This window comes from Neobacillus drentensis, assembly GCF_036962765.1.
Taxonomy (GTDB): Bacteria; Bacillota; Bacilli; order Bacillales; family Cytobacillaceae; genus Neobacillus; species Neobacillus drentensis_C.
In genome coordinates, this window is record NZ_JBALOS010000044.1 from 21,496 (window position 1) to 34,601 (window position 13,106).

The 13,106-nt window shown below is 40.5% G+C and carries 13 protein-coding genes, 1 pseudogene and 1 other annotated feature; of the genes and pseudogenes, 11 read left to right on the forward strand and 3 right to left on the reverse strand.

Annotation, left to right across the window (positions count from 1 at the left end; translation table 11 throughout):
• Window positions 1–126: 126 nt before the first annotated feature.
• From V7137_RS07540 to pheA, 8 genes are all read left to right on the forward strand, one after another.
• Complete coding sequence (locus V7137_RS07540) at window positions 127–1,584, forward strand: Rne/Rng family ribonuclease (RefSeq protein ID WP_335697511.1); 1,458 nt, start codon at window positions 127–129, stop codon at window positions 1,582–1,584.
• 74 nt (window positions 1,585–1,658) lie between these two features.
• Window positions 1,659–1,741, forward strand: a sequence feature (ribosomal protein L21 leader region).
• A gap of 13 nt (window positions 1,742–1,754) precedes the next feature.
• On the forward strand, window positions 1,755–2,063 hold the full coding sequence (gene rplU / locus V7137_RS07545; protein ID WP_026563440.1) for a 50S ribosomal protein L21: 309 nt from the start codon (window positions 1,755–1,757) through the stop codon (window positions 2,061–2,063).
• 15 nt (window positions 2,064–2,078) lie between these two features.
• Window positions 2,079–2,420 (forward strand): ribosomal-processing cysteine protease Prp, encoded by a 342-nt coding sequence (locus V7137_RS07550; protein ID WP_335697512.1) that lies wholly within the window; start codon window positions 2,079–2,081, stop codon window positions 2,418–2,420.
• Window positions 2,421–2,714 carry a 50S ribosomal protein L27 gene (gene rpmA, locus V7137_RS07555; RefSeq protein WP_191269736.1) on the forward strand — a complete coding sequence of 98 codons (294 nt, stop codon included), beginning with the start codon at window positions 2,421–2,423 and terminating at the stop codon, window positions 2,712–2,714. It abuts the gene before it with no gap.
• A gap of 210 nt (window positions 2,715–2,924) precedes the next feature.
• Window positions 2,925–3,467 carry a sporulation initiation phosphotransferase B gene (locus tag V7137_RS07560; RefSeq protein ID WP_335697513.1) on the forward strand — a complete coding sequence of 181 codons (543 nt, stop codon included), beginning with the start codon at window positions 2,925–2,927 and terminating at the stop codon, window positions 3,465–3,467.
• A gap of 59 nt (window positions 3,468–3,526) precedes the next feature.
• Complete coding sequence (obgE, locus tag V7137_RS07565; RefSeq protein WP_335697514.1) at window positions 3,527–4,819, forward strand: GTPase ObgE; 1,293 nt, start codon at window positions 3,527–3,529, stop codon at window positions 4,817–4,819.
• Window positions 4,820–4,860: 41 nt separating this feature from the next.
• A complete protein-coding gene (locus tag V7137_RS07570; RefSeq protein WP_335697515.1) occupies window positions 4,861–5,301 on the forward strand; it encodes an ACT domain-containing protein in 441 nt (146 codons plus the stop codon).
• Between the two features lie 240 nt (window positions 5,302–5,541).
• Complete coding sequence (gene pheA / locus V7137_RS07575; protein WP_335697516.1) at window positions 5,542–6,405, forward strand: prephenate dehydratase; 864 nt, start codon at window positions 5,542–5,544, stop codon at window positions 6,403–6,405.
• A gap of 148 nt (window positions 6,406–6,553) precedes the next feature.
• Here the strand turns inward: pheA and V7137_RS07580 are convergent, their stop codons facing one another.
• Complete coding sequence (locus V7137_RS07580) at window positions 6,554–7,093, reverse strand: transcription repressor NadR (protein ID WP_335697518.1); 540 nt, start codon at window positions 7,091–7,093, stop codon at window positions 6,554–6,556.
• Between the two features lie 54 nt (window positions 7,094–7,147).
• Window positions 7,148–8,293 carry an IscS subfamily cysteine desulfurase gene (locus V7137_RS07585; RefSeq protein ID WP_335697519.1) on the reverse strand — a complete coding sequence of 382 codons (1,146 nt, stop codon included), beginning with the start codon at window positions 8,291–8,293 and terminating at the stop codon, window positions 7,148–7,150.
• 167 nt (window positions 8,294–8,460) lie between these two features.
• Here V7137_RS07585 and nadB point away from each other — a divergent pair, with 167 nt between their 5' ends.
• From nadB to nadA, 3 genes are read left to right on the forward strand one after another with little or no spacing between them, the layout of a single operon-like run.
• Window positions 8,461–10,053 (forward strand): L-aspartate oxidase, encoded by a 1,593-nt coding sequence (gene nadB / locus V7137_RS07590; protein ID WP_335697520.1) that lies wholly within the window; start codon window positions 8,461–8,463, stop codon window positions 10,051–10,053.
• Complete coding sequence (nadC, locus tag V7137_RS07595; protein WP_335697521.1) at window positions 10,022–10,870, forward strand: carboxylating nicotinate-nucleotide diphosphorylase; 849 nt, start codon at window positions 10,022–10,024, stop codon at window positions 10,868–10,870. Before nadB ends, nadC begins: the two co-directional genes overlap by 32 nt.
• A 1-nt stretch (window position 10,871) precedes the next feature.
• A complete protein-coding gene (nadA, locus tag V7137_RS07600) occupies window positions 10,872–11,969 on the forward strand; it encodes a quinolinate synthase NadA (RefSeq protein WP_335697522.1) in 1,098 nt (365 codons plus the stop codon).
• Window positions 11,970–12,438: 469 nt separating this feature from the next.
• On the opposite strand, the pseudogene V7137_RS30615 reads toward nadA, so the two are convergent.
• Window positions 12,439–12,504, reverse strand: a pseudogene (locus tag V7137_RS30615) (hypothetical protein); the annotation flags it as partial.
• Window positions 12,505–13,106 lie beyond the last annotated feature (602 nt).

The window sequence follows — 13,106 nt, forward strand, 5'->3', positions numbered from 1 at the left end:
TCGACTGAGATAAAGGAAACACGGAGAGCGGAGCGATTCGATGTTGACTTATCGTAGGGAGAAGTGCGAAGTACACTAGTTGCTGGGAGCTGAAGCTAGACAGTAGAAAAAAGTGAGGTCGCTTGTTTGGAAAGATTAATTATTAATTACAATTCACGTGAAAAGCGATTTGCTTATTTGAAAGACAACCGTGTTGAAACGATCCTATTTGACCGGCCAGAACATCGATCGCTGGTCGGTAATATTTATTTTGGGACTGTGACGAAAGTATTGCCTGGGATGAATGCAGTGTTCATTGATATAGGCGAGGAGAAAAATGCTTATTTACACCGGGATGTCCTTCCTTCCTATCTCTTATCGGCTGAAAAAGAAAAAAACGTTAGCTCGTTCGTCCATCAGGGTGAAAAAATGCTCATTCAGGTCGACAAGGATGCAACCGGTACGAAAGGTGCCAGAGTAACAGGGATTATTGAAATCGCGGGTCCTAATTTGATTTACATGCCAAAGGGTCGATATGTAGCCGTTTCAAAAAAAATTGCGGATGATAAACAACAAGCCGCCCTTCGTCGAATCGGCAGTCGTTTAAAGACAGATGAAGAAGGAATCATATTCCGGACCTCTTCTCTATCTAGTACGGAAGAAGAAACCCAAACGGAACTAGAGACACTGCGCGAGCAGTATCAACAGCTCATCCTGAAAACTGCGTCCCTTAAAAAGCCGGGAATTATTTTTCAAAAAGATACTTTCATCGAATTGATCCTGGACAAAGTGGCTAGAATGACTGACGGAGAAGTTATCGTCGATGACTTATCAGTAAAAAAGCTAGCCGAGGAGCAAAATGACCGGGTTAAATCTATTTATTACAATGGGAAAGAAAATATCTTTTCTGTACATAATGTGGAGCATGAAATTGATAAAGCCCTCAAGCGCATTGTCTGGCTTGATTACGGCGCCTATCTAATTTTTGACGAAACCGAAGCGTTAACGATAATTGATGTGAACACGGGGAAATTTTCCGGGAAGTCAGATTATCAGGAAACGGTGTTAAAAACGAATCTGTTGGCTGCGAAGGAAATAGTCAGGCAGCTGGGTCTGCGCGATATCGGCGGAATAGTCCTCATTGATTTCATTGATATGAGACGCGAAAAGGACAAGCAAGCCATTCTGACTCTGATGGAAACGGAGTTAACTAAAGATCAAAAAAGAACTAAGATGATAGGCTTTACCCCGCTAGGGATTCTTCAATTGACACGCAAGAAAACGAAGGTTACTCTTTCAGAGGCACTCGAGGTGAAGTGTCCTGTTTGTGATGGGACGGGGCGGATTCTGAGTCCAGAAACGGTCGGCTTTAGGCTTGAGCGTGAACTGCTGGAGCATCACTATTCCGAATTTGAAGCCGTCTTGGTCGAAACGACTGCTGAGGTGAAAGAGCAATTTCTAGGACCTAATGAAGCCCATCGAGAAGCATTAGAAGAACTCTTACATTTAAAGTTCTATTTTTCGATTCAACCGTCTAACCGCCATTACTATGTTTTAAAGCAGTTCGGCGATGTAAACGAGATTGCCCATAAGGGATTGGATTGAAACATGATCTTTCTAAAATTCTATTGACACTTTTGCCTAGAATATGTTAGGATTTTAATGTTATGTTTGTAGCACCCGTGCTACAACCGCACAGAACAGGTACTAAGTCTTAAGCTTTTGCTTAAAGCGCCTGTCTATGGCGAGTCTGAGTTTATAAGGAGGTGCAGTTCATGTACGCAATTATCGAAACTGGCGGTAAGCAATTGAAAGTCGAAGAAGGCCAAGCTATCTACATTGAAAAATTAGATGTTGAGGCTGGTGAAACAGTTACTTTTGACAAGGTTCTTTTCGTTGGCGGTGAAAATGTAAAAGTAGGTTCTCCTGTTGTTGCAGGTGCTACAGTTACAGCTAAAGTTGAAAAACAAGGCCGTCAAAAGAAAATCATTGTTTTCAAGTACAAGGCGAAGAAAAACAACCGTAAGAAGCAAGGTCATCGTCAACCTTACACTAAAGTAGTCATCGAAAAAATCAACGCGTAAGGTGTTGACTTATAGATGATTCAAATTACGATTAATCGTACTGAGTCCGGATTTATTCAATCATTCGAAATAAGTGGTCATGCATTTTTCGCCAATCGAGGCAAGGATATCGTCTGTGCAGGCGTATCTTCAGTATCCATTGGATCAATCAATGCTGTGCACGCTTTAACAGGTGTTACGCCCGAGATTGAGCATGAAAGCGGCTTTCTCCGCTGTGTTGTACCAGAAAATCTTCCGGGAGACATTCATGAGAAAGTACAACTTCTTCTAGAAGGTATGACTGTTTCATTGCGTACGATTGAAGAAGAATACGGAAAGCACATAAAGATTACCTTCAAAAAGCAGGAGGTGGAATAAATGTTATTAAAATTAGATCTTCAGTTGTTTGCATCTAAAAAGGGTGTAGGTTCTACAAAAAACGGACGTGACTCTATCGCAAAGCGTCTTGGCGCTAAGCGTGCAGATGGTCAATTCGTAACTGGTGGTTCAATCCTTTACCGTCAACGCGGTACAAAGATTTACCCAGGTGAAAACGTTGGCCGTGGAGGCGACGATACACTTTTTGCAAAAGTTGACGGCGTTGTGAAATTTGAACGTTTCGGTCGTGATCGCAAAAAAGTGAGCGTTTATCCAGTAGCTCAAGAAGCTTAAGGAACTAGCGAAAACTCTAACCTGTTTGGTTAGAGTTTTCTTTTTGCTAACGAATTTTTCCTTCCATAATATACTTCGGGAAAACGCTTCGTAGATGCTTCTTTTTTGCCTCAAATAATCTTTCATCACAAAAATAAGCTTACTCATAGTTAATTTTTTGATATACTATCAGCAAAATGGTGTTGAGACACCTAATGTGGGAGTGTACCTATGGAGAAAGAATGGGATATTGTTGAGGTGCTGCGTCATTCTCGACATGATTGGTTAAATAGGCTTCAATTAATAAAGGGGAACTTAGATTTAAATCGAATCGATAGGGCTAGAGCGGTCATCGATGAAATTATTATAGAAGCACAGCACGAGTCAAAGCTTTCCAATTTGAAAATGCCTATGTTTGCCTCTTTGCTGTTAAAATCAAATTGGGAGAATCCATCCTTTAAACTGGAATATGAAGTGTTTCAAGATACGAAATCCTTCCAAATTAATGAGGAAATGTTAACAGAGTGGACGGGTCTTTTTTTTAATTGTTTAAACAAGGCTATTGAACTCTTCCAAGAAAATCATTTATCCATAACAATTGACCAGCAATCAAAGGGGCTTCGTTTCTTTTTTGATTTTAGCGGGATAATAATAAAAAATGAAGTAATAGAAGAATTCCTTGCAGAACCCAATTGTCTACTCGATATAGTGGTCAAGGACTTCTCAGAAAACGAACTTGCATTAGAAGTTTATATACCTTATCAAAAAAAATAGGAAAGTTAAGGCACTTTTCGTGACATTTGTTGATTCGAAATGCAGACTGGAGGAATAAGATGTTTGTTGATCAAACGAAGATTTATGTAAAAGGCGGAGACGGCGGTAATGGTATGGTCGCGTTCCGTAAGGAAAAATATATACCAAAAGGCGGTCCAGCTGGCGGGGACGGCGGCAAAGGTGCCAATGTGGTATTTGAAGTAAATGAAGGATTACGTACGTTAATGGATTTCCGTTATCAGCGTCATTTTAAAGCACCGCGTGGCGAGCATGGCATGTCCAAAAACCAGCACGGTGCCGGTGCAAAGGATATGATTGTTAAGGTACCGCCTGGGACAGTGGTAATTGATGCCAATACGAATGAAGTTATTGCTGATTTAGTCGAAAATGGACAACAAGCAATTATTGCAAGAGGCGGCCGTGGCGGGCGCGGAAATTCACGATTTGCTACACCAGCAAATCCAGCACCAGAGCTCTCTGAAAATGGAGAACCAGGTCAAGAACGTGAAGTAATCCTTGAATTAAAGCTGCTTGCTGATGTCGGTCTAGTTGGATTTCCAAGTGTTGGGAAATCGACGCTATTATCAGTTGTTTCTTCGGCAAGGCCAAAAATCGCTGAATACCATTTTACAACCATTGTTCCGAATCTTGGGATGGTAGAAACAGAAGATGGCAGAAGCTTTGTTATGGCAGACCTTCCGGGATTGATTGAAGGGGCAAGTGAAGGGGTAGGCCTTGGTCATCAATTCTTACGGCATATTGAACGGACAAGGGTTATTGTCCATGTCATTGATATGGCTGCGATGGAAGGCAGAGACCCATATGAGGACTACCAGACCATTAATCGTGAATTAAGTGAATATAATTTACGTTTAACGGAGCGTCCGCAAATCATTGTCGCCAATAAAATGGATATGCCTGAAGCAGAGGAAAATTTGAAAAAGTTTAAAGAGCAGCTTGAAGAGGATTATCCGATCTTCCCGATTTCTGCGGTAACAAGAAAAGGGCTGCGTGAACTATTGTATGCTGTTGCCGATAAGATTGAGGAAACACCTGAATTTCCGCTTGAGCATGAGGAAGAAGAAACAACAGGTGTGCATCGTGTTCTTTATAAGCACGAGGCAGAACCAGAAGCATTTAAAATTACAAGAGAACCGAATGGAACATTTGTCGTCTCTGGTGAAAAAACAGATAAACTCTTTAAAATGACAGACTTTTCTAGAGAAGAATCCGTTCGCCGTTTTGCACGTCAACTTCGTGGTCTAGGTGTGGATGATGCGTTAAGACAAAGAGGAGCAAAAGACGGGGATATTGTGAAATTATTAGAGTTTGAATTTGAGTTTATTGAGTAAAAAGGGTCCCTGTCCTGAAGAAAGTAAGGTAGAGTGATAAAATGGATAAAAAATTTTACTTAGTGCGTGAAGATGTTTTGCCAGAAGCGATGAAAAAGACACTTGATGTGAAAGAAATGCTGGAAAGAGGTAAGGCCGAATCCGTTGCGGATGCTGTCCAAAAAGCAGATTTAAGCCGAAGTGCCTTTTATAAATACAGAGATACAGTATTTCCTTTTTCTACCATTAAGAAGGAAAAGATTGTCTCGCTTTTCTTTCATTTGGAAGATCGCTCAGGAACGCTGTCTAAATTGCTCAGTGTTGTTGCAAACTCAGGCTGTAATGTGGTTACCCTTCACCAAACGATTCCGTTGCAAAGCAGGGCAAATGTGACACTCTCATTAAACACTTCAAACATTACCATGGAAATTGAAGAGTTGCTAAAAGAACTAAGAAAACTCGAATTTGTAGAAAAGGTAGAAGTGCTGGGAACAGGTGTGTAGAAATAACTACCACTGGCTCTCAGCTTTCTTTTTATGTTAAATTTAGTGATAATTTTGCCAATACGTTGATTGGAGCATAAGGTGCGAGACTACTGGGGTAAAGCGGGTCAAGGGAGACCCCGCAGAAAGGCGCAGCGCCGAGGAGGCTCCCGGACCGCCCGCGCGGCGCTGAGCGCCTGGAGCGGAAATCAACATTGTAAGGTTAACAGTATTTTTTAAAAAGTAAGGAGTGGGGAAACAGTGAAAGTTGGGTACTTAGGACCAAAAGCTACATTCACAGAATTAGCCGTGAAAAAAGTTTTTCAAGGATTTGAACTTGAGCCCTATCAAACAATTCCTGCAAGTATGGATGCTATTGTAGATAAAGAAGTAGAACTAGCTGTCGTTCCAATCGAAAATGCATTGGAAGGCTCAGTAAATATTACACTTGATTATTTAACACAAGTTGTCCAAATACCAATTATTGGGGAAATCACTTTACCAATCAAGCAGCATTTAATGGTTCATCCAAATAATAAGGAAAATTGGCAGGATGTCAGCAGAGTGTATAGCCACTCCCATGCCATTGCCCAATGCCATAAATTTTTACATAACCATTTTAAAGGTGTTCCATTTGAAAGTGTTTCTTCCACTGCCGCCGCCGCAATGATGGTAATGGAAAACCCTGACTTGAAAATTGCTGCGATTGCCAATGAGCTTGCTGCACAGGAGTATGGGTTATCGATTGTGAAAAGGGATGTCCACGATTTTGATTATAATCATACCCGCTTTGTTGTTCTTTCCGAGAAAGACCTTGATTTTCAGTCCATCAGCGGTTCAACTCATTATAAAACAACGCTGATGGTTACCCTTCCATCCGATCAAGCAGGGGCTCTTCATCAGGTGCTATCTGCATTTGCCTGGAGAAAATTAAACTTATCTAAGATTGAATCAAGACCGATGAAAACAGGAATTGGCAATTACTTTTTCATTATTGATCTTGAAATGAAAATGGATGAGGTGTTAATTCCAGGAGCAATCGCGGAAATCGAGGCATTAGGCTGTGGTGTCCGAATCCTCGGTTCCTATCCATCACTTTCCGTTAAAAATGAAATATATAATTAATAAACATGGAAGCTGTCCTATCCTTATGATAGGAAGCTTTTTTTGTTTTAATGGACTTTACTTTTTTTACCAAGTAATGTCCATAAAGGCCCAATGGAGTACAAAAAAAGCAGTAGATTATTAAATCCACTACTTTCGCTGTTGCATATCAAGAATTTATTAGTATTCCTTCTGCCAATAGTGCTAATTCCGCTTTTTCGAGAGCCTGTTCACTGGAGGCAGCTATTGTATGTATATGAGCACCTCCAGTTAATTCTGATAATAGGCTGGCATTGGTTGTTTTTAACCTTTGTAAGAATTGCTTTACTTCCTGGCGGTTTGAAACCATGATCTGAGTCGTTAATTTACCGTACACGGGATGTTCAATTTTGACATCCTTCACTAATACCCCATGGTCAACGAGCAAATTCAGTTCTTTTTCGGTGTCATCAGGTGAATGCCTGCATGCAATCGTTCTTTCAAAAGAATAATTGCTGGTATTTTGCTTTAAATAAATATAACCTTGGCTCGTGGCAATAATTGGTTCATTCTTTGCTTTCAGAAGGGTGACATCCCCGACAATCACCTGTCTGCTAACATTGGTTCGATTGGCAAGTTCACTTCCTGTCAACGGGACAGGACTGTCTTTTAGCAGTTGTAAAATAAAAGACCTCCTTTCCTCTCCCAATATTTTTTTTTGCTCTACCATAAAATTCCCCCTATTGTTATTGCTGTTTTACTATTTTAGCACAGTTTATTTTTTTTATATAACGGCAGCCTTGAATGCATGAACGATTTGAACGATACTTTCCCCAAGCTTCATGACATCTTCCAAGGAAGTGGACTGGCCAAACGAAATACGGATAAATTCTTTTGCTTCGGCAGCGGTTAACCCTAATGCCTGGGTCACTTTTGCAGGGGATTGCATGCCAATTTGACAGGCACTTCCTGTTGAAATGGCAAAGCCAAGCCGATTGCATTCTAACATCATCCATTGGCCCTCCATTCCAGAAATCCGAAGCCCCATAATATGAGCGAGCTGCGAGCCATCGTCAGCTTGAAATATTTCCACTCTTTCTATAATCGGCTCAAGCGTATCAATAAAAGTTCTCCGCAACAAATGATATTTAGTTGTATCTTCTTGCAATTTTCCGGTTATTTTTTGTGCGGCGACTGTCATCGCAGCAATGGCTGGAACATTTAAGGTGCCTGGACGAAATCCACTTTCATGAGTGCTTCCTGGAAAAAAAGGCTCCCATTTTAGATGAGGATCAACGTATACTCCCCCAATCCCTTTTGGGCCATATATTTTATGACCTGAAAAAGAAAAACTGCTGACAAGTGGTGCAATCCTTTTAACATCGATTTTTCCAAAAGATTGAACAAAATCACTGTGAAGATGGATATCATTAGCTCTGCAAATCCTTGCGATTTCATCGATTGGCTGGATGGTGCCGATTTCAGAGTTCACATGCTGAAGTGCTAGTAGAATCGTTTCTTGTTTAATTGAATGGATGAGCTGTTCTTGATCAATTAGGCCTTTTGAGTTAAACGGAAGCAGTGTGATTTCATATCCGGATTCCTGTAGTCGAGTAAGGATTCCATGGATGGATGAATGCTCCGCGATTCCTGCAATAATATGTTTTCCCTCTTTTTTGGGCGTGGATAACAAAGCTTCTATGGCTAAAAAATTCCCCTCAGTACCACCACTTGTAAAGAACAGTCCTTTTTTATCAATTCCTAAAAGATTGGCCAATTCTTCGCGGCAATTCTCAAGTAAAGCAGCTGATTGACCGCCGAAATCGTGGAGACTGCTTGCGTTACCAAAGTATTCTGTTGCAACTTTCAAATATACCTCTGCTGCATCTTGGTCTAGTGGAGTAGTCGCTGCAAAATCAAAATATTTCATGATTGTTCTCCCATTCTTATTTTTTAGGATATGGAATCAACCTAAACTTAGTAACAGTCAAGTTCTATCATATGGCATTTCTACTTTTCTATAAAAATACTTGTTTTTAGTTTAATTCTATGTAAATATATATGTCAAGACACCTGTTATGTCAGGAGGGTCAATACATGACAAATAATGATGTATTAATCATTGGAAGTGGAATAGCGGCTTTACAGCTGGCTGTTCAGTTAACTAACGATGTGAATGTGAGGATACTCACAAAAGAAAAATTAAGGACGGCCAATTCTTATCTTGCTCAAGGAGGAATTGCGGCAGCACTGGGTGTAAACGACCACCCATCTAAACATATTGTTGATACGCTTGAAGCGGGAAGATTTCACAACAATCATGATGTTGTTCAAGAAGTCATTTCGGCGGCACCCGAACTGATCAAGAATTTGGCAGTTCAAGGTGATATCTTTGATAAAAATCAAAAGGGTGAATTGTTTCTTGGGATGGAAGGGGCACACAGTGAGAAACGAATCGTTCATGGCGGCGGTGATGCAACTGGTAAGAATGTCATGGAGTATTTGATTAGTGTACTTAAAGAAAGGCCAAATATAACTGTCGAAGAAAATGCCTTCGCTTATGAATTACTTCTAAATGCCAAACAAAATCGATGTATCGGCGTTAAAGCGAAAACAACCAATGGATCGATTCAGAGCTTTTTTGGCAGGCATGTAATTATCGCAACCGGGGGTTGTGGTCAGTTATATACGTATACATCCAATGCACAATCTGTCAGCGGGGATGGTATTGCGATGGCTTATTTAGCCGGTGCGGACATCGTCGATATGGAATTTAATCAATTTCATCCAACACTTTTATATATAAACGGTGAAACCAAAGGATTAATTTCTGAAGCAGTCAGGGGAGAAGGGGCTATTCTCGTTACAGATGACGGGACTCGCATCATGGAGGGAGTACACCCCTTAAAAGATCTCGGACCGAGGCATGTAGTTTCACAAAGAATCTATGAATACCTAAAAAAAGGAAAACAGGTTTATTTAGATATAAGTACCATTGATAACTTTAGTAAAAGATTTCCTTCAATCACATTGATATGTGAGGAAAATGATATCCAAATAGCGGAGGGAAAAATTCCTGTTGCTCCTGGAAGTCATTTTTTAATGGGTGGAATTAAAACCGATTTAATTGGACGTACTTCCATTGACGGGTTATATGCGATCGGTGAAGCCTCCTGCACAGGACTTCACGGTGCCAATCGTTTAGCAAGTAATTCCTTATTAGAAGGATTATTTCAAGGGGAACATTTATCGAAGTGGATAAATGAAACATGGAAAGAGCCTCAAGAAGTAGAAGCGAACCAATATTACCTTCATTCACATAATGAGGGAGCAGGAGTAGTTCAATTACCGGATGTCCAACAAATTAAGGATTTCATGATGGAACGAGTTGGGATTGTTCGAAATGAAGTGAATTTGAAAAAGCAGCAAGTTTGGATAAATCAATATTTGGCTGAAAACATCGATTTAGATACATGTTCAACTCATGACCTAACAAAGGTGTTTATGCTGACCATTGCTAAGCTCATTACAGATGCTGCAATGAAACGGACAGAAAGCAGGGGCGGTCATTTTCGAAGTGATTTCCCAAAAGAAGATGATCACCATTGGTTAAGGAAATCAATTATTCAAAATTATAAATGGGGAGTGGAGAAGTCCAATGAACATATTGAAACTGCGCTCGCAACTTGAGAAGTTTTTTATCGAAGATATCGGCGAACAAGATATCACCACCGATTTAATTTTTTCGGAAGAAACAAAAGGAGAAATTGTTTTTCTTGCAAAAGATGAAGGGATTTTTTGTGGAGAAGAAATTATTAAAACTGGGTTCCAGTTGCTGAATAACGAGATTTCGACGCGTGTTTTTGTGAAGGATGGCCAAGCAATTAACTATGGTGACCGCTTAGCCATAGTTTCTGGGAAAATAGCTGATTTATTAAAAGGGGAGAGAGTTATTCTAAATCTTGTTCAACGGATGAGCGGGATTGCCACTCTAACCCGAAATACGGTGGATATGCTTGATAGCGGCCATACAAAAATTTGTGATACGCGAAAAACTACACCTGGACTTCGCATGCTTGAAAAGTATGCTGTTCGCTGTGGAGGCGGATATAATCACCGCTATGGTTTATATGATGGAGTCATGATAAAAGATAACCATATTTCATTTGCGGGTTCCATTTCCAAGGCAGTGGAAGCTGTGCGAAAAAAGGCTGGCCACATGGTAAAGGTTGAAGTGGAAGTTGAATCCGAAGCACAGGTCATAGAAGCGGTAAATGCAGGGTCAGATATTATTATGTTCGATAATCGTACTCCTGCTGAAATTAAAGAACTAATTAAAATGGTTCCCTCGACGATTATCACGGAGGCCTCAGGCGGAATCCAATTGGCTAATATTGCTGATTATCGCGAAACGGGTGTAGATTATATTTCCCTCGGGTACTTAACTCATTCGTATAAAGCACTCGATATCAGTGTAAAAGTGCAATGGAATAAAGGAGATGAGTAATATGAATATCTTGGCGTCGTTACAAAAAAATAGGATGATCCCTGAAAAATACAAACAAATGTCGAGAGAGGAACTCGAAAACCGGGTAATTGAAGTGAAGAAGGAACTTGGTTCTCGTCTGTATATTCCTTGTCATCATTACCAAAAAGACGAGGTCGTTCAATTTGCTGATGCAACAGGTGATTCTTTACAACTTGCACAATTATCAGCTGAAAATACAGAAGCAGAATTTATTGTTTTCTGTGGTGTTCATTTTATGGCAGAGACAGCCGATATTTTAACGAATGATCATCAAAAGGTCATCTTGCCTGATTTGCGCGCAGGCTGTTCGATGGCTGATATGGCCGATCTTCCGCAAACCGAAAGAGCATGGGAAAAGCTTCAGGAACGTTTTGGAGATACAATTCTTCCATTAACCTATGTTAATTCAACCGCAGCCATTAAATCGTTTGTTGGTGCACATGGAGGGGCAACAGTAACCTCTTCCAATGCAGAGACGATGGTTAAGTGGGCATTTGAGATGAAAGAACGAATTTTATTCTTACCCGATCAGCATTTAGGCAGAAATACAGCCTTTGAACTAGGTGTTGGCTTAGACGAAATGGCTATATGGAACCCGATAACAAATGAACTCGAATTCGAAGGTGATCCTTCACAAATTAAAGTCATCCTCTGGAAAGGGCATTGCTCGGTTCATGAAAATTTCACGGTTCAAAATGTGATTGATACACGCTATAAATATCCGAAAATGAAAATCATCGTTCATCCGGAATGCCGCCGCGAAGTGGTGGAATTAGCCGATATGGCAGGTTCAACCAGTTATATTATTAAAGCGATTGAAAATGCTGAGCCTGGCACGGCTTGGGCCATCGGGACAGAAATGAATCTTGTCAATCGCTTGATTCAAAATCATCCTGATAAAAAAATCATCTCGTTAAATCCGCATATGTGTCCATGTCTAACGATGAACAGGATAGACCTGCCGCATTTAGTCTGGAGCCTCGATACACTTGAGGAGACAAATAATATGATTAAAGTAAGTCCTGAAATGGCTGAAAATGCAAAATTGGCTCTTCAGCGGATGTTAAAAAATTCATAATTATCGTTGAAAAGATGCAATTTATCTGAATTGCATCTTTTTATATTTAATGAATTCTTCAGGGGGGATTCATATTCTTTTTAAAAAAAGCATAAGTTTTTGTGAAGAAGGATAGCACTTTGCCCATTTTCACATAGACTATATGGACTTATGCCATAGGAGGGGAAATCAGAGTGAAGATCCATATCGTACAGAAAGGGGATACTCTTTGGAAGATTGCCAAGAAGTACGGCGTGAATTTTGAAGAGCTGAAAAAGATGAATTCACAGCTCAGCAACCCTGATATGATTATGCCCGGTATGAAAGTAAAGGTCCCAACTTCAGGTGGAACAATAAAAAAAGAAGCCCCAATGGGAACTAAACAGGGTACTACAATCAACTTAGGAGTTAAGAAGGAAAAGCCGCTTGCTGAGCAACCGTTAGTCAAAGAGAAACCCATAACCAAAGCACCGATAAAGGAAGCACCGATTAAAGCAGCACCAATCAAGGAAGTACCAATTAAGGAGGCCCCAATAAAAGAAGCTCCAATAATCAAAGAAGCACCAAAAGCACCTTATACTCCAAAAATGCCTCTACAAATCGTCCCAGAAATAGATATTAATAATTATTACATGATGAACATGCAAAATATGATGGTACAGCCACAACTACCGCCTAAACCTGCCAATATCCTTCCTGAGATTAAAGAAGTACCGAAGAAAGAAATGCCAATCAAAGAAGTGCCAATCAAAGAAAAACCAATAAAAGAAATGCCAATCAAAGAAATACCAATTAAAGAAGCGCCAATCAAAGAGACACCTTTCGTTCCAGCACCGCCACCAGTAATGCAAGCACCAGAAGCGGTAGCCCCGCAACAGGATTATTGTGTACCTGTTACACCAATTATGCCAGGACCTGGATTCTGTCCACCATTTGGCGGGTTCCCGATGCCTATGCAGCCATTCATGCCTTACCCGCAAGTGCAAGGTGCGGGAATACCAATGCCGCCTGTAATGCCTAGTGGGTATGCAGGTACTCCAGGGGCAGCACCATCAGTGGCAGGTACATCGTTTGTTGCGCCACACTTTGATGATGAATCATCATCCTTTATGCCGCAATTGCCTGTTATGAACCCAGCCTATGGTCAAATGCCACAAG

Bases quoted from the DNA above. Each gene is read 5' to 3' on its own strand.
- nadC (WP_335697521.1), top strand. From the start codon at position 10,022: ATGAACATATTGAAACTGCGCTCGCAACTTGAGAAGTTTTTTATCGAA.
- V7137_RS07585 (WP_335697519.1), bottom strand. From the start codon at position 8,293: ATGAAATATTTTGATTTTGCAGCGACTACTCCACTAGACCAAGATGCA.
- nadA (WP_335697522.1), top strand. From the start codon at position 10,872: ATGAATATCTTGGCGTCGTTACAAAAAAATAGGATGATCCCTGAAAAA.
- rpmA (WP_191269736.1), top strand. From the start codon at position 2,421: ATGTTATTAAAATTAGATCTTCAGTTGTTTGCATCTAAAAAGGGTGTA.
- V7137_RS07560 (WP_335697513.1), top strand. From the start codon at position 2,925: ATGGAGAAAGAATGGGATATTGTTGAGGTGCTGCGTCATTCTCGACAT.
- V7137_RS07580 (WP_335697518.1), bottom strand. From the start codon at position 7,093: ATGGTAGAGCAAAAAAAAATATTGGGAGAGGAAAGGAGGTCTTTTATT.
- rplU (WP_026563440.1), top strand. From the start codon at position 1,755: ATGTACGCAATTATCGAAACTGGCGGTAAGCAATTGAAAGTCGAAGAA.
- nadB (WP_335697520.1), top strand. From the start codon at position 8,461: ATGACAAATAATGATGTATTAATCATTGGAAGTGGAATAGCGGCTTTA.
- V7137_RS07550 (WP_335697512.1), top strand. From the start codon at position 2,079: ATGATTCAAATTACGATTAATCGTACTGAGTCCGGATTTATTCAATCA.
- obgE (WP_335697514.1), top strand. From the start codon at position 3,527: ATGTTTGTTGATCAAACGAAGATTTATGTAAAAGGCGGAGACGGCGGT.
- V7137_RS07570 (WP_335697515.1), top strand. From the start codon at position 4,861: ATGGATAAAAAATTTTACTTAGTGCGTGAAGATGTTTTGCCAGAAGCG.